The sequence below is a fragment of the Streptococcus sp. genome (genome assembly GCF_030825805.1).
In the GTDB taxonomy this organism is placed as follows: Bacteria; Bacillota; Bacilli; order Lactobacillales; family Streptococcaceae; genus Streptococcus.
In genome coordinates this window covers 21,255-35,819 of sequence record NZ_JAPJPF010000014.1, presented here as the reverse complement: position 1 = coordinate 35,819, position 14,565 = coordinate 21,255, and the positions used below count along the sequence as shown (strand labels likewise).

At 45.0% G+C, this 14,565-nt stretch carries 19 protein-coding genes; 17 read left to right on the top strand and 2 right to left on the bottom strand.

What is annotated here, in order from left to right; genetic code table 11:
• The 17 genes from RCH62_RS03675 to RCH62_RS03595 form a co-directional block, all read left to right on the top strand.
• The coding region (locus RCH62_RS03675) for a hypothetical protein (protein ID WP_306474641.1) at positions 1 to 195 on the top strand (195 nt) is incomplete at its 5' end.
• A 205-nt stretch (positions 196 to 400) separates the two neighbouring features.
• A complete protein-coding gene (locus tag RCH62_RS03670; RefSeq protein WP_006595139.1) occupies positions 401 to 778 on the top strand; it encodes a DUF1033 family protein in 378 nt (125 codons plus the stop codon).
• Positions 779 to 884: 106 nt separating this feature from the next.
• The gene (gene comGA, locus RCH62_RS03665; RefSeq protein WP_048789477.1) at positions 885 to 1,826 is read left to right on the top strand and encodes a competence type IV pilus ATPase ComGA; all 942 of its coding nucleotides are present in this window, start codon (positions 885 to 887) and stop codon (positions 1,824 to 1,826) included.
• Positions 1,768 to 2,790 (top strand): competence type IV pilus assembly protein ComGB, encoded by a 1,023-nt coding sequence (comGB, locus tag RCH62_RS03660; RefSeq protein WP_306474640.1) that lies wholly within the window; start codon positions 1,768 to 1,770, stop codon positions 2,788 to 2,790. The genes comGA and comGB overlap by 59 nt, the downstream gene beginning before the upstream one ends.
• Positions 2,787 to 3,104 carry a competence type IV pilus major pilin ComGC gene (gene comGC / locus RCH62_RS03655; RefSeq protein ID WP_023022076.1) on the top strand — a complete coding sequence of 106 codons (318 nt, stop codon included), beginning with the start codon at positions 2,787 to 2,789 and terminating at the stop codon, positions 3,102 to 3,104. The genes comGB and comGC overlap by 4 nt, the downstream gene beginning before the upstream one ends.
• The gene (gene comGD, locus RCH62_RS03650) at positions 3,073 to 3,498 is read left to right on the top strand and encodes a competence type IV pilus minor pilin ComGD (protein WP_042507426.1); all 426 of its coding nucleotides are present in this window, start codon (positions 3,073 to 3,075) and stop codon (positions 3,496 to 3,498) included. The genes comGC and comGD overlap by 32 nt, the downstream gene beginning before the upstream one ends.
• Positions 3,464 to 3,757: a competence type IV pilus minor pilin ComGE gene (gene comGE / locus RCH62_RS03645; protein ID WP_048717510.1), complete on the top strand. Its 294-nt coding sequence runs from the start codon at positions 3,464 to 3,466 to the stop codon at positions 3,755 to 3,757. Before comGD ends, comGE begins: the two co-directional genes overlap by 35 nt.
• A complete protein-coding gene (gene comGF / locus RCH62_RS03640; protein ID WP_048717662.1) occupies positions 3,741 to 4,193 on the top strand; it encodes a competence type IV pilus minor pilin ComGF in 453 nt (150 codons plus the stop codon). The genes comGE and comGF overlap by 17 nt, the downstream gene beginning before the upstream one ends.
• Positions 4,159 to 4,605: a competence type IV pilus minor pilin ComGG gene (comGG, locus tag RCH62_RS03635; protein ID WP_048789480.1), complete on the top strand. Its 447-nt coding sequence runs from the start codon at positions 4,159 to 4,161 to the stop codon at positions 4,603 to 4,605. Before comGF ends, comGG begins: the two co-directional genes overlap by 35 nt.
• A 31-nt stretch (positions 4,606 to 4,636) precedes the next feature.
• The gene (locus RCH62_RS03630) at positions 4,637 to 5,590 is read left to right on the top strand and encodes a class I SAM-dependent methyltransferase (RefSeq protein ID WP_048789481.1); all 954 of its coding nucleotides are present in this window, start codon (positions 4,637 to 4,639) and stop codon (positions 5,588 to 5,590) included.
• Positions 5,591 to 5,638: 48 nt separating this feature from the next.
• A complete protein-coding gene (locus RCH62_RS03625) occupies positions 5,639 to 6,835 on the top strand; it encodes an acetate kinase (protein WP_306474639.1) in 1,197 nt (398 codons plus the stop codon).
• Positions 6,836 to 6,986: 151 nt separating this feature from the next.
• Positions 6,987 to 7,661, top strand: coding sequence for a CPBP family intramembrane glutamic endopeptidase (locus tag RCH62_RS03620; RefSeq protein ID WP_239665209.1), 675 nt, complete (start codon positions 6,987 to 6,989; stop codon positions 7,659 to 7,661).
• Positions 7,662 to 7,819: 158 nt separating this feature from the next.
• On the top strand, positions 7,820 to 8,776 hold the full coding sequence (folP, locus tag RCH62_RS03615) for a dihydropteroate synthase (RefSeq protein ID WP_306474638.1): 957 nt from the start codon (positions 7,820 to 7,822) through the stop codon (positions 8,774 to 8,776).
• Between the two features lie 16 nt (positions 8,777 to 8,792).
• Positions 8,793 to 10,097 (top strand): folylpolyglutamate synthase/dihydrofolate synthase family protein, encoded by a 1,305-nt coding sequence (locus tag RCH62_RS03610; protein ID WP_306474637.1) that lies wholly within the window; start codon positions 8,793 to 8,795, stop codon positions 10,095 to 10,097.
• A gap of 1 nt (position 10,098) precedes the next feature.
• On the top strand, positions 10,099 to 10,653 hold the full coding sequence (folE, locus tag RCH62_RS03605) for a GTP cyclohydrolase I FolE (protein ID WP_048717524.1): 555 nt from the start codon (positions 10,099 to 10,101) through the stop codon (positions 10,651 to 10,653).
• Positions 10,654 to 10,679: 26 nt separating this feature from the next.
• Complete coding sequence (gene folK / locus RCH62_RS03600; RefSeq protein ID WP_048789506.1) at positions 10,680 to 11,504, top strand: 2-amino-4-hydroxy-6-hydroxymethyldihydropteridine diphosphokinase; 825 nt, start codon at positions 10,680 to 10,682, stop codon at positions 11,502 to 11,504.
• Positions 11,505 to 11,591: 87 nt separating this feature from the next.
• Positions 11,592 to 11,747 (top strand): hypothetical protein, encoded by a 156-nt coding sequence (locus RCH62_RS03595; protein ID WP_164555426.1) that lies wholly within the window; start codon positions 11,592 to 11,594, stop codon positions 11,745 to 11,747.
• Between the two features lie 109 nt (positions 11,748 to 11,856).
• Here RCH62_RS03595 and RCH62_RS03590 read toward each other — a convergent pair whose 3' ends face one another.
• Together RCH62_RS03590 and pepA are read right to left on the bottom strand one after the other, a co-directional pair.
• Entirely contained in the window at positions 11,857 to 13,341 is a 1,485-nt protein-coding gene (locus tag RCH62_RS03590) for a DUF1846 domain-containing protein (RefSeq protein ID WP_006595123.1), read from the bottom strand.
• Between the two features lie 159 nt (positions 13,342 to 13,500).
• Positions 13,501 to 14,565 carry a glutamyl aminopeptidase gene (gene pepA, locus RCH62_RS03585; protein ID WP_023027574.1) on the bottom strand — a complete coding sequence of 355 codons (1,065 nt, stop codon included), beginning with the start codon at positions 14,563 to 14,565 and terminating at the stop codon, positions 13,501 to 13,503.

Sequence of the window (14,565 nt, the reverse complement as noted above, 5' to 3'; positions counted from 1 at the left end):
CGTGGTAAGAAAGACCATCTCCTTGGACTTAAGGAAAATGTTATCATTGGTAAGATTATTCCTGCAGGTACAGGTATGGCTCGCTACCGTAACTTGGAACCACAAGCAGTCAATGAAGTCGAAATTATCGAAGAAGTTCCAGTCACAGAAGAAGTAACTGAAATGGTTGAATCAACTGTAGTGGAAGAAAATTAATCCCAAAAGAAGCTTTACTGATTATCAGTAGGGCTTCTTTTTGTTTGTGTCAAAAAATAGCCTAGCTTTCCTTCGTCGGGGTATATTTTGAAAGAAAATGGAGAAAACGTTCGGAAAATTCACTGTATTTTTCTTTCATAAGCAGAATTCTTTTATTATCAAAGGATTTTATATATAATATTGGATACAAAGGACGGAGAGAAATATGTATCAAGTAATTGAAATGTATGGGGATTACGAACCCTGGTGGTTTTTAGAAGATTGGGAGAAGGACATTGTCACTAGTCAGAGTTTTGATGACTATTATGAAGCCCTAAAATACTACAAACGCCAATGGTTACTTTTAAGAGAGCAATCTCCATTATTTAAAAGTAGAAGTGATTTAATGACGATTTTTTGGGATCCTGAGGATCAGCGCTGGTGTGAAGAATGTGCGGAATACGTGCAACAATATCATTCAGTCGCCTTGCTAGAAAACGATCAGAAGATACCGAGAAGCAAGCGCCGTCCAGGCTACGAAAAAGAGAATGCCCACACGGCTCATCGCTCTTGTAAGCTAGACTACGAGAGCAATAATCTATAGGAAGAGAAATTCAATATGCAGTTGAGTTTCTTTTTTTTTGCTCTTTTTTCTAAATTCAGCGTTAGTTGGCAAATTATTTGCGAATTATATAGTGAAAGGAGGAAATATGGTTCAAGAAATTGCACAATCCATAATTCGAATGGCATCGAATGCCGAAGCTCAGGATATTTATTTTGTTCCTCGATCGTCAGACTATCAGCTCTTTTTAAGGGTTGGGGATGAGCGATGCTTTATCGAGACCTATTCACAAGAACAAATGGTAGCGGTCGTCAGCCATTTTAAGTTTATGGCAGGGATGAATGTGGGGGAAAGGCGCCGGAGTCAATTGGGCTCCTGTGACTATTCTCTAGGGGATAAGGTCTTGTCCTTACGTTTGTCTACTGTGGGAGACTATAGGGGATATGAGAGTTTGGTCATTCGCCTGCTCCACAATGAGGACCGGGAGCTCCGTTTCTGGTTCGACCAACTTCAAGAGCTAGAAGAGAAGGTGAGTAAGCGGGGGCTCTACTTATTTGCAGGTCCAGTCGGATCGGGGAAGACGACACTGATGCATGCCCTGGCCAAGAAGAAATTTTCAGGGCAACAAGTCATGTCAATTGAAGATCCCGTAGAAATTAAGCAGGAAGAGATGCTGCAACTGCAACTCAATGAAGCGATTGGTATGACCTATGATAGCTTGATTAAACTGTCTTTGCGTCATCGCCCAGATCTCCTCCTCATCGGAGAAATCCGTGACACGGAGACAGCTCGCGCAGTTATTCGGGCTAGTCTGACAGGTGTGACAGTCTTTTCCACCATCCATGCCAAGAGCATTCCTGGGGTTTATGAACGCCTATTGGAGTTGGGGGTGAGTGAGGAGGAGTTACGGATTGTCCTTCAAGGGATATGTTACCAGCGTTTGATAAAGGGAGGAGGTGTCACTGACTTTGCCATCCAAGATTACCAAAACCACTCCAGTCAAAAGTGGAACCAGCAAATGGACGCGCTTTATGAAGCGGGACATATTGAGCTGGATCAGGCGCAAGCCGAAAAAATTATCGATTGCTAAGCAAGAACATGTCATTGAGCTCTTTCACAATCTCTACAGTAGTGGCTTTCATCTATCAGAGGTCATCGACTTTCTTCGGCGCAGTCAATTGGTAGAAGCCAATTTTGTCGAGAGGATGCAGGTCGGACTGGCCAACGGAAAGCCCCTGTCAGCCATCCTTTCTGATCTAAGTTTCTCCGATCAGGTAACGACTCAATTGGCATTGGCGGAGCAGCATGGAAATATCACCTTAAGTTTGGAAAAAATCCGTAGCTACTTGGAAAATCTGACCCAGGTTCGAAAGAAACTAGTTGAGGTGGCGACCTATCCCGTGCTCTTGTTGGGATTTTTGATCTTGATTATGCTGGGGCTGAAAAATTATCTCTTGCCTCAGTTGGAGAGTCAAAATGGGGCGACACGACTGATTAGTGTTTTTCCCCAGTATGTTTTGTTAGGGAGTGTGGTGTTGACGATTGGAGTTTTGATGCTCCTTTTCCTAGGCCGTCGTGCCAAGCGGCTGGCCCTGGTTTCATCTTTGGCTAGACTTCCTTTTCTTCGCCCCTTCCTACAGGATTATCTGACAGCTTTTTATGCTCGAGAATGGGGAAGTATGATTGCCCAAGGGTTGGAGCTGAATCAAATTTTTCCTGTGATGCAGGGGCAACGTTCTCGTCTCTTTCGAGAGATTGGACAGGATTTAGAACGGGCATTGGCTCGTGGCAGGTCTTTTTCTGACCATATTCAGACTTATCCTTTCTTTAAACGAGAGCTGGCCCTCATGATTGAATATGGGGAGGCCAAGTCCAAGCTCGGTAGTGAGTTGGAAATCTATGCAGACAAGACCTGGGCAGGCTTTTTCCATCGTTTGAACAAGGCCATGAATGTCGTCCAACCACTGGTCTTTGTCTTTGTTGCTCTTATGATTGTTTTGCTCTATGCAGCCATGTTGCTGCCTATTTATGAAAATTTGGAGGTTCCTTTATGAAATCATTGCGTACACTCAAGGTAAAAGCTTTTACTCTGATTGAAATGTTAGTTGTTTTGCTTATTATCAGCGTTCTTCTCTTGCTCTTTGTTCCGAACTTGACCAAGCAGAAAGATTCGGTAACAGATACAGGAAATCGAGCAGTCGTCAAAGTCGTGGAGAGCCAGGCTGAGCTCTATGAACTTAATCATCAGAATGAAAAAGCTAGTCTTTCTAAGCTTGTCGCAGAAGGACAAATCACTCAAAAACAAGCAGAAGCCTACCGTGCTCACTATGTGAAGAATGCAGGTGATCACCGTGCGGTTGCAGATTAAAGCTTTCACCCTTCTAGAGAGCTTACTAACTCTAGGTATCGTCAGTCTTCTATGTTGGCTGCTAGCTGGGTCAGTCCATCAAGCCTTTGGGCAGGTGGAAGAAACATTGTTTTTCTCGGAATTTGAACGGGTCTATCAGGAGACACAAAAGATGAGTATTGCAAAAGAGGAGAGAGCTCTCCTTTCCATCGACCACGGCGGGGTTCATAGTCCCTATCAAGAATTACCGCTTCCAAAAGGGGTGGAAGTGGTCAGAGAGAAGCAACTGACCTTTGATCCAGCAGGAGGCAATTCAAGCTTGACCAAGATTCAATTTCAGACAGAGAAAGAGGTGGTGACCTATCAGTTGGCAATTGGGAATGGAAAAATTAAAAAATCGACGGCTCCCCGCTAGTCTCTTGTTAGAAGGCCTAATCGCCCTAGCGATGTTTGGTGTCCTCACGACCCTTGTGCTGGGAGAGCTAGGGGACTCGCGACAGCAGCGTTTAGAAGAGTTGAGACAAGGAGAAGTTTTGCGCGTCGCAAAAATGGCGATCCAGACAAGGCAAGATCAATTGAACATCAATCAGGTCAGTGTCCAGGTGGAGAGGTCTGCCAAGTCCTTAAAGGTCTATCATGAAGGAAAGGTTGTGATTGCTGTTGAAAAGAACTAAACTGCCAGCCTTTACTTTATTGGAGGCCTTGGTTGCCCTGCTCGTCATCAGCGGTGGTTTATTGGTGTTTCAAGGATTGACAAGCCTCTTGCGTCAAGAACTCCAGTACCAAAGTCACATCAAGCAAGAGGAATGGTTACTCTTTCAGGACCAGCTGGATATTGAATTGTCTCGTAGCCAATTTGAAGAGGTCAGAGACAACAAACTCTATCTTGTTCAGGATCAAAAACCCATAGCCATTGGACTGGCTAAGGGGGGAGATATCCGAAAGACAGATGCGACTGGCCGTGGCTATCAACCGATGATAGATGGAGTTGAATCCGCCTGGATTGAAAAAAGAGGAGATCTGGTGTCTATTCAACTGCGCTTTGAAGAAGGGTTAGAAAGGGAGGTGGTCTACCGTGTGGTGGAAAAGGATAAAAAAGAAGCAGATTGAGGCCGGGATCCTTCTTTATGCCCTTTTTATATCGGCGGTTTTTAGTCTCTTGCTTCAGTTTTACCTGAACAGACAAGTGGCAGAGAGACGGATTCTCCTTGCTAGTCAGCACCGGATCCAGGCTTATGCACAAGCTCAATTGGCGATTGATACTTGGGATCGGGAAGAAAAAACCATAACCTTCTCAACTGGCCGAGTCGATTTGGAAGAAAAATCAGGCTTTGCCAACGTAACGAGTCACTTACAAGATGGGGAAAGCTACCATTTCACCTTTTCTCTACCTCCTCGGGAAAAGAAAAAAACCGACAAAAAGGAAAAGGAGAAGCAGGCTCCAGATTCGGCTACAGGCCACTCGACCATAACAGAGGAAGAGAAGTCTCAGGTCGTCGAAAAGCATAGCGAAAACTCTTAAAATTTGATATGATTAAGAGATGGAGGAAAGCATGAATTTCGAAAAAATTGAGAAAGCCTACGGCTACCTATTAGAGAATACCCAAACTATCCAAAATGATTTGCAGACCAACTTTTATGATGCTCTAGTGGAGCAGAATGCCATCTATCTGGATGGGCAAACAGAGTTGACTCTAGTGAAGGAAAACAACCAGCGGCTGAAGGACTTGAACTTAAACAAGGAAGAGTGGCGTCGCTCCTTCCAGTATCTTTTGATGAAGGCAGCCCAAACAGAGCCCCTACAAGCCAATCACCAATTTACGCCAGATGGGATTGGATTTCTTCTGGTCTTTCTAGTGGATCAGTTGGCTAGTTCCGATCAAGTAGATGTGCTAGAAATGGGGAGCGGAACAGGGAACTTGGCCCAAACCTTGATGAACAACTGTCAGCGTTCCTTAGATTATTTGGGCTTGGAAATGGATGATCTTTTGATTGACCTTGCGGCTAGTATGGCAGAAGTGATGAAGTCGGATGTGAATTTTGCCCAAGGTGATGCCGTTCGTCCACAAGTTTTGAAAGAGAGTGATGTGATTATCAGCGATTTACCTGTCGGTTATTATCCAGATGATGCCATTGCGAGTCGTTACCAGGTCGCTTCCCCTCAGGGTCACACTTACGCCCATCATTTATTGATTGAACAATCGCTAAAATATTTAAAACCAGGTGGCGTTGCTATTTTTCTAGCTCCGAATGATCTTTTGACAAGCGAGCAGAGTCCTCTGCTGAAAAAATGGATGCATGATCATGCTCAGGTCTTGGCCATGGTGACCTTGCCAGAGAACCTCTTTCGATCAGCCAATCTAGCAAAAACCATCTTTGTTTTACGCAAGCAAGAAGAAGCGGTGGTCCAACCGTTTGTCTATCCTTTGACTGATTTGCAAGACCAGGAAGACCTCATGAAATTCCGTGAAAGTTTTCAAAACTGGAATAAAGAAAGTGAAATTTAAACAAAATTTTGCTATAATAGGAGTGAAAACGCTTAAAGAGGTAAAAAAATGACGAAAACAATTGCAATTAATGCAGGTAGTTCAAGTTTGAAATGGCAATTATACCAAATGCCAGAAGAAACAGTTTTGGCAAAAGGGCTCATCGAGAGAATTGGACTTAAAGATTCCATTTCGACAGTAAAATTCGATGGTCGAGCAGAAAAACAGGTTTTAGATATTGAGAACCACACACAAGCGGTTAAAATCCTTCTCGATGATTTGATTCGTTTTAATATTATTGCTTCCTACGATGAAATCACTGGAGTAGGACACCGTGTCGTAGCAGGTGGTGAGTACTTCAAAGAGTCTGCTCTTGTAGATGAAGAAGTCATTCAAAAGGTTGAGGAACTTTCTTTGTTGGCTCCATTGCACAATCCTGCCAACGCTGCTGGGATCCGTGCCTTTAAAGAATTGTTACCAGATATTACCAGTGTTGTTGTATTTGATACCTCTTTCCATACAACAATGCCTGAAAAAGCCTATCGTTATCCTCTTCCAACTAAGTACTATACAGAAAACCAGGTTCGTAAATATGGGGCTCACGGGACTAGCCATGAGTATGTAGCCCACGAAGCTGCTAAGCTACTTGGAAAACCAATCGAAGAGTTGAAATTAATCACCTGCCACATTGGGAATGGGGCTTCTATTACAGCGGTAGACAAAGGAATTTCTGTCGATACGTCTATGGGCTTCACACCACTTGGTGGAATCATGATGGGAACACGTACAGGGGATATTGACCCTGCTATTATTCCTTACTTGATGGAGCACACAGAGGACTTCAACAGTCCAGAAGATATCAGTCGTATCTTGAATCGTGAATCTGGTCTACTAGGGGTGTCTGAACTTTCTAGCGATATGCGTGATATTCACGAAGCCATGCGCAATGGAAATGACAAGGCACTTTTGGCCAACGACATTTTTGTCGATCGTATTAAGAAATACATCGGTCAATACTTTGCTGTCTTGAATGGAGCAGATGCTATCATCTTCACAGCTGGTATCGGGGAAAATTCTAAAACAATCCGTGAACAAGTCATTAACGGGATGACTTGGTTTGGTTGTGAGCTTGATCCAGAAAAGAATGTCTTTGGTACAGAAGGAGATATTTCAACAGCGGATGCTAAAGTGAGAGTTTTGGTCATCCCAACGGACGAAGAATTAGTCATTGCCCGTGATGTTGAACGCTTTAAAAATAAGGGGTAAGACTTTATTCTAAAAAAACAAGAGAGAAGAGGCTGATTTGAAGCGTCTCTTTTTTCTATTGTGCGACTACTACTTGGGCTTGCCCCAGTAGCTCATCTATGCTATACTAGAAAAATAGTTTGACAATCGAGGTAAAATAATGGAAAATTGGATGGAGAAAAAATGGGTTTCAAATGGTCTGTGGTTACTAATTGGAATACCGTTATTGTTAGCAACCCAACTACCCATGATCGCTTTGATCTTGGGGATTAAAAATGCTTGGTCAAATTGGACGATCAATAGTCTAGTCCTTGGGGTTACCATGCTCCTCGTTTATTTGCTTTGGTGGTTTATGAAATGGAGTCCACTTGATTCACTAGATTTTTCACGAATCAAAGGCAGAGATATTGGGCGAAATTTCCTTTATTTTTTGCTTCTACTTGCAAATAATATTGTGGGGGCTACAGTGCTTCGGAATATAGGAGAGACCACTACAGCCAATCAGGAAACAATTCAGGGGCTTTCTTCCTTGGCTCCTCAGCTGGCAATGGGTTTGCTCATTGTCGTAGTGGCGCCTTTAGGAGAAGAAATTATTTGTCGAGCTGTGATTCCCCGCTTGATCTTTAAGGGGCACGAAAAAATTGGTTATTTGGTTGGGGCTCTTGTATTTGCCTATTTACACACACCAAGTAATCTTGGTTCCTGGGTCATCTATGGAGGTATGTCTCTCATCTTGACTTGGGTTGCCTACCGCTACAAACGAGTAGAATATTCGATTTTATTGCACTTTACCATGAATGCATTTGCCTTTCTGATAACTATTCTGGTTTCTTTTCTTCCCGCTTAAAATATGGTAGAATGATAGGACCAATGGGTTTTATTCAGAAGCTTTGGTAACCGACCAAAGAAGCATCTAGGCGCAGATAGAGACAAACTCGGAGGTTGGAAAGATTCTAACCTCTTTTCTATGCTTGGTTAGCTTTTCTTAGAAAGATGAAGGAAGATATGTCAAAGAGTGAATGGAGACAACTAGGCAAGGATCGGACCCTTCTATGTGGCATCCTCAATGTCACCCCCGACTCCTTTTCAGATGGTGGACGTTACCAAACGGTAGAAGGAGCTCTCGAGCAAGCTCGAAAGTTAATAGCAGAAGGAGCAAGCATACTGGATATTGGTGGGGAGTCCACACGTCCAGGGAGTCATTTTGTGGAAATTCAGGAAGAAATCCAGCGAGTCGTGCCCGTCATTGAAGCGATTCGAGCAGAGAGTGATATCTTGATTTCGGTTGATACTTGGAAGTCAGAGGTCGCTCGTGTAGCCCTAGCAGCTGGTGCAGACTTAGTCAATGATATTACAGGCTTGTTAGGGGATCCACAAATGGCGAGGGTGATTGCAGAAGCTCAGGCTGGAGCCATTCTTATGTTTAATCCAGTCATGGCTCGTCCTCATCATCCAAGTTCCGTCATTTTTCCAACCTTTGGCTTTGAGCCGGCCTTTTCATCGGAGGAGTTGGCGCAGTTTGAAGGTCTCTCTATCCAAGACTGCATGTGGGCCTTCTTTGCTAAGAGCCTTGAGCGAGCAGAGGAGGCAGGATTGAGTCCGGATCAACTCTTCTTAGATCCTGGGATTGGTTTTGGCTTGACCAAGCGGGAAAACCTTCAACTCTTGCAGGACTTAAAAACCATTCATGCTAAGGGGTATCCAATCTTTTTAGGAGTCTCTCGGAAGCGCTTTGTGGTTAATATTCTAGAAGAAGAGGGATTTGAGACCGACCCTGAAACGAAAGAAGGATTCTATAATCGGGATTTGGCCTCTAGTCATTTGACGAGTGTGGCTGCCAGCCAAGGGGTAGAAATTGTGCGTGTGCATGATATCCCTCTTCATAAGATGGCGGTAGCTATCGGTAGTGCGGTCTACCAAGCCGATCAAGCGCAGGACCTTCATTTGAAACAATATCGCTAAAGAAAAGAGAAGAGATATGACAGTAGATCTCAGTTGGTTAGCCACTTATCGTTCTTACGAGCCCCATTTTGGCTTGGAGCGAATGGGAGCCCTGCTGGCCTTGAGGGGAAACCCACACTTAGCCTGTCCTGTAATCCATCTAGCTGGGACCAATGGAAAAGGATCGACTCTAGCCCATTTACGGTCTTTACTAGAGGCAAAAGGATTGCGGGTTGGTGTTTTCTCCTCCCCCTATCTAGTTTCCTTTCATGAGCAAATCAGTATTAATGGGCTTCCCATTTCAGATCAGGATTTAGAGACTTATCTGTCCCTCTATCAGGACTTACTTGCAAACAATAGTTCTGATCAGACCTTGCTGGGCTTGACCGAGTTCGAGTTGATGACCGTCCTGGCTTTTGATTATTTTGCAGTAGAAAAGCCAGATGTGGTCATTTTGGAAGTGGGCATGGGGGGGCGTCTCGATAGTACCAATGTTTGTCAGCCTATTTTGACAGCCATCACGACGATTGGTCTGGACCATGTGGCTCTCTTAGGGCCAGATTTGGCCTCCATTGCTCGAGAGAAGGCGGGAATCATCAAGGAAAAGATTCCGGTCTTGTTAGGCCGGATGGAACTGGAAGCCCAAGAAGTCATTGTGCAGCGGGCGAACCGCTTATCGGCACCAGTAGAGCTGTTAGGTCAGGACTTTTTAGTTAGCTACCAAGCGTCTTTGGCTGATGGGGAAGTCTTTGGCTATCAGAGCCAGTATCGGGAAGAAATGCAACTAAAAACAGGGCTCTTGGGACTTCATCAAGTCGACAATGCCGGGCTGGCCCTGGCTCTCTGCGATACCTTCTGTCAAGAAAAGGGGCTCTCTTTCTTAAGTCGAGAAGAAATCCTCCAAGCTTGGGAAGGGGTCCAGTGGCCGGGACGCCTAGAGGTTATTTCTAACCAGCCTCTCATCATTCTAGATGGCGCCCATAATCCGCATGCAGTAGCCCCTCTTGTAGCCACCATGAAAGAACGGTATGGACAGTTGGACAAACAAGTCTTGTTTACCTGTATCCAGACCAAGGCGATTGAGGAGATGCTGGAACTGTGGAGCGGATTGAAAAAGAGTCAATTAACCTTGACGACCTTTGAGGATTCACGCGCCTATTCCGTGAGAGACATGCAGGAAATAGCCCATCAAAAAGGCCTGCCTTATCAAGAATGGAAGGTGTTTTTAACCCAATATCTAGAAAGAGAATCGCAACAATCTGATCTCCTCTTAGTGACGGGATCCTTGTACTTTTTGGCTCAGGTGAGAGCCTTTCTAATCGAAGAAATCAGTAGGAGATGACATGGATACAAAGAAAATTCAAGAAGCCGTGAAGATGATTATCGACGCCGTCGGTGAAGACGGAAGCCGTGAGGGCTTGCAAGAAACACCAGAACGCATTGCCAAGATGTACCAAGAGATTTTTGCAGGTCTCAACCAAACTGCGGAAGTCCACCTATCAAAATCTTTTGAGATTGTGGACAACAATATGGTGGTGGAAAAGGATATCTTCTTCCACTCGATGTGTGAACACCATTTCTTGCCCTTCTATGGCAAGGTCCACATTGCCTATATCCCAAATGGGCGCGTAGCGGGCCTTTCTAAGCTAGCTCGGACGGTGGAAGTGTACGCCAAAAAGCCTCAAATCCAGGAGCGCTTGACAGTGGAAATCGCGGATGCCTTGATGGAGTATCTGGGAGCGCAGGGAGCCCTTGTTTGGGTGGAAGCAGAGCACATGTGTATGAACATGCGTGGGGTGCGCAAACCAGGGACAGCTACTGTAACGACAGCAGCGCGTGGCTTGTTCGAGACAGATAAAGACTTGAAAAACGAAGCCTATAAACTGATGGGACACTAATCCCTAGATAAACTGAGGTGATGATGGTGGATCAATTACGGATTAAAGATTTGGAAATTTATGCCTATCATGGTGTGTTTTCCGCTGAAAAGGAATTGGGGCAACGCTTTGTCTTGGATGTCTGTGTCGATTATGAGATGACCCGGGCTGCTCGGACGGGCGATTTGACGGCTTCAATCCATTATGGAATCTTAGCAGAGCAACTGACAAATTGGGTTCAAGCTGAGAAAATTGATTTGATTGAGACAGTAGCTTTTCAGCTTGTGGAGAAGATTTTTGCAACCTATGACTTTGTCAAAAAGGTTCGACTTGAGCTGAAAAAACCTTGGGCGCCAGTTCCTCTACCTTTGGATACCTGCTCGGTCACGATTGAACGAGAAAAAAGACGAGCCTTTATTGGTCTGGGAACCAATATGGGGGATAAGGGACAACAGTTGGCGACGGCTGTATCTAGACTAGAAGAAAAGGGGCTTACGATTCTCCAAACCTCTTCTCAGATTGAGACAGCACCTTGGGGAGGGGTCGAGCAAGATAGCTTTCTCAACCAAGTCGTAGAGGTCGAAACTTGGTTTACGCCCCAAGACTTGATTGAGACCTTGCTAGGAATCGAGCTAGAAATGGGTCGGGTCCGTGAGATCAAATGGGGACCACGGGTCATCGATTTGGATCTCCTTTATATGGAGGATTTGATCCTCTATAGTCCAGATTTGATTCTCCCTCATCCGTATGTGGCAGAACGGGCATTTGTCCTAGAATCCTTAAATGAAATTGCTCCTTACTTTGTGGATCCTGTCCAAAGAAAACAGATCCGACAACTGTGGGAGGCTGTGAAAGAAACAAAAGGTAGTTGATCCAATGGTCGACTACTTTTTTTACCTTGACAGGTTAATTGAGCAGGAGTATACTATGCGTAAATAGATTAGGAGCAGGAGGGCGTCATGAAATCTTATCTTGTAAAATGGTTGATCGCGATTGTCTTGGCTGTTTTTTTCCTTTGGTTGAGTTTGGAAACGGACTTACTGCCAAAAGAAGTGTATCCCCTTCTCCTTGTCCCGATACTGATTGTGGGCCTCTATCTTTTTAAGGAGAGGTAATTTTCCATTCAATTAAACTATGAAAAATCCCCTGGGTGCCAACTGGTTCAGGCACTCAGGGGATTTTTTGTATATGGAGCTAGGACCAACGGTCTAGCCTTGCTTTTCTTTATTTGCGGTACAAGCGATCGTATTGGTAAACTGGATCCATGGTCACATGAATGCCCAGTTTGCGAAGAACGTTCTTATCTTCGTCTGTCAACATGACTGTTGAATGGGCTTCGCTCCCTTTCAATCGACCCAATTCTTGCATGGCAAGATTTGCCTCTGGATGGTTCATGGCGGTAATGGCGAGGGCGATGAGGATTTCATTTGAGTGGAGGCGAGGGTTGCGACTGCCCAAGTGGTTGATCTTCAAGCCTTGGATTGGTTTCACATATTCTGGCTCAATCAACTTGGTTTCTTTATCAATATGGGCCAATTTCTTGATGGCGTTGATGAGAACAGCTGCCGTTGGACCAAATAAGTCAGAAGTCTTACCTGTCACGGTTTCTCCGTTCGGCAATTCCAGGGCCAAGGCAGGTTCACCGGTTTCTTCCTCTTTTTGACGGGCAAGGACGGTGACTTGGCGGTCTTTTGGTGAAATGCCTAAGTCATTCATCAAGAGTTCAATTTTCTTAATAGCTCCGTTTCCGACACGCTCTGCTTTCACATCCAGAATGGTTTGGTAGTAACGGCGGATAATTTCTTGCTTAGAGGCTTCAATCGCTGCGTCATTGTCCACGATGGCAAAGCCGACCATGTTCACACCCATATCTGTTGGGGAAGCGTAAGGAGATTCTCCGAGGATGCGTTCCAACATCCGCTTCAAGACAGGGAAGATTTCAATATCCCGGTTGTAGTTGACCGTTGTTTCGCCATAGGTTTGGAGGTGGAATGGGTCAATCATATTGACATCGTCAAGGTCTGCAGTAGCAGCTTCATAGGCCAAATTCACTGGGTGATGCAAAGGTAAGTTCCAAACTGGGAAAGTTTCAAATTTAGCATAACCAGATTTGATGCCATTTAATTGGTCATGGTACATGTTGGACATACAAGTCGCCAATTTACCAGAACCAGGACCAGGAGCTGTCACGACAACGAGATTACGGCTAGTTTGAATGTAGTCGTTTTTCCCCATTCCCTCAGGAGAAATGATGTGATCCATATCCGTTGGGTAGCCCTTGATTGGGTAGTGGAGGTAAGAGGCGATACCGTTCTTTTCCAACTGTTTGCGGAAAAGGTCTGCAGCTGGTTGACCAGCATACTGAGTGATGACGACAGAGCCAACATAGATGCCCAATTCGTTGAATTTATCAATCAAGCGGAAGACCTCTTGGTCATAAGAGATTCCTAGGTCACCACGCGCTTTTGAATGCTCAATGTTATTGGCATTAATAGCAATCACAATCTCCACTTGGTCACGAAGTTCTTGGAGAAGCTTAATTTTGTTATCTGGTTCATAACCAGGAAGGACACGAGCTGCGTGGAAATCTTCCAACATTTTTCCTCCAAACTCTAGGTAGAGCTTGCCATCAAATTGGTTGATGCGCTCGAGGATGTGATCGCGTTGCAAATTCAAATACTTTTCGGAACTAAAAGCTTGTTTCTTCATTTAAACCTCCAATAAAGAAGCGAGGGTGATCTTTAGCGGTGCTCCGCCTTTCACATAGGGGAAAGGGGAGTGCAAAAGAACACCCGTTGCAATATTCATTCAGTATTATATCAAAAAAACCCCAAAATGGGGGTTTAAAACAATTATTTTGGAAAAATATTAATAATTCTTAATTAAATCAACGGTTGAACGATCCAATTTTTTGACCAAGGCTTGAAGGAAGGCTTGGGCTTGAAGGAAGTCATCCATAGCGTAGAGGGTTTGGTGGGAGTGGATGTAGCGTGCGCAGACTCCGATGGTAGTAGATGGCACACCACCACTTCGTAAGTGGGCTACTCCAGCATCCGTTCCGCCTTTTCCACAGTAGTATTGGTACTTGATGCCGGCTTCTTCAGCGGTGGTGAGGAGGAAGTCCTTCATATTTGGCAACATGAGGTGACCTGGATCAAAGAAGCGAAGGAGGGTTCCCTCACCGATAGCTCCTTGGCCTCCGTAGACATCTGCTGCTGGAGAACAGTCAACAGCCAGGAAGATTTCTGGATCAAACTTGGTCACAGAAGTCCCTGCACCGCGCAGTCCGACTTCTTCTTGGACAGTCGCTCCGACATAGAGTTCGTTTGCTAGGGCTTGTCCAGAGAGGGCTTGTGCCAATTCGCTGACCATCAAGACCCCATAACGGTTGTCCCAAGCTTTGGAGATGATGTTTTTCTGATTGGCTGTTAAGATTGCAGTGCTTTCAGGGACCAAGGTGTCGCCTGGACGGATTCCAAAGCTCTCGGCTTCTTCTTTGTTGGCAAAGCCACCATCAAAGACAATATCCCCGATTGCTGGAAGGGCAGGACCGTTTGCGCCACGTGTCAAATGCGGGGGAACAGATCCAGAAATGACAGGGTAGGAATGGCCATCGCGTGTCAAAAGGGTGAAACGTTGGCTGCTGACCACCATAGGGTTCCAACCACCGATTTCCACCACGCGGAAGGTGCCGTCTGCCTTGATCTCACTGATCATAAAGCCAACTTCATCCATATGGCCTGCGACCATGATGCGAGGAGCATCAGCCGCTTCTGAGTGGCGTACCCCAAAAATGCTTCCCAAGCCGTCTGTGACCACTTCATCCACATGTGGGGTGATCTGTTTGCGTAGATAATCGCGAACAGGCGCTTCGTGGCCAGAGATGGCAGGAAGTTCTGTTACTTCTTTGATTTTAGAAAATAAATCAGTCAT

What these genes read in the sequence shown, in the direction of transcription:
- RCH62_RS03625 (WP_306474639.1), top strand. Translation starts at nt 5,639, where the DNA reads ATGACGAAAACAATTGCAATTAATGCAGGTAGTTCAAGTTTGAAATGG.
- comGA (WP_048789477.1), top strand. Translation starts at nt 885, where the DNA reads ATGGTTCAAGAAATTGCACAATCCATAATTCGAATGGCATCGAATGCC.
- pepA (WP_023027574.1), bottom strand. Translation starts at nt 14,565, where the DNA reads ATGACTGATTTATTTTCTAAAATCAAAGAAGTAACAGAACTTCCTGCC.
- RCH62_RS03630 (WP_048789481.1), top strand. Translation starts at nt 4,637, where the DNA reads ATGAATTTCGAAAAAATTGAGAAAGCCTACGGCTACCTATTAGAGAAT.
- RCH62_RS03595 (WP_164555426.1), top strand. Translation starts at nt 11,592, where the DNA reads ATGAAATCTTATCTTGTAAAATGGTTGATCGCGATTGTCTTGGCTGTT.
- RCH62_RS03670 (WP_006595139.1), top strand. Translation starts at nt 401, where the DNA reads ATGTATCAAGTAATTGAAATGTATGGGGATTACGAACCCTGGTGGTTT.
- RCH62_RS03620 (WP_239665209.1), top strand. Translation starts at nt 6,987, where the DNA reads ATGGAGAAAAAATGGGTTTCAAATGGTCTGTGGTTACTAATTGGAATA.
- comGC (WP_023022076.1), top strand. Translation starts at nt 2,787, where the DNA reads ATGAAATCATTGCGTACACTCAAGGTAAAAGCTTTTACTCTGATTGAA.
- comGB (WP_306474640.1), top strand. Translation starts at nt 1,768, where the DNA reads ATGAAGCGGGACATATTGAGCTGGATCAGGCGCAAGCCGAAAAAATTA.
- RCH62_RS03610 (WP_306474637.1), top strand. Translation starts at nt 8,793, where the DNA reads ATGACAGTAGATCTCAGTTGGTTAGCCACTTATCGTTCTTACGAGCCC.
- comGD (WP_042507426.1), top strand. Translation starts at nt 3,073, where the DNA reads ATGCAGGTGATCACCGTGCGGTTGCAGATTAAAGCTTTCACCCTTCTA.
- comGE (WP_048717510.1), top strand. Translation starts at nt 3,464, where the DNA reads ATGGAAAAATTAAAAAATCGACGGCTCCCCGCTAGTCTCTTGTTAGAA.
- RCH62_RS03590 (WP_006595123.1), bottom strand. Translation starts at nt 13,341, where the DNA reads ATGAAGAAACAAGCTTTTAGTTCCGAAAAGTATTTGAATTTGCAACGC.
- folE (WP_048717524.1), top strand. Translation starts at nt 10,099, where the DNA reads ATGGATACAAAGAAAATTCAAGAAGCCGTGAAGATGATTATCGACGCC.
- folP (WP_306474638.1), top strand. Translation starts at nt 7,820, where the DNA reads ATGTCAAAGAGTGAATGGAGACAACTAGGCAAGGATCGGACCCTTCTA.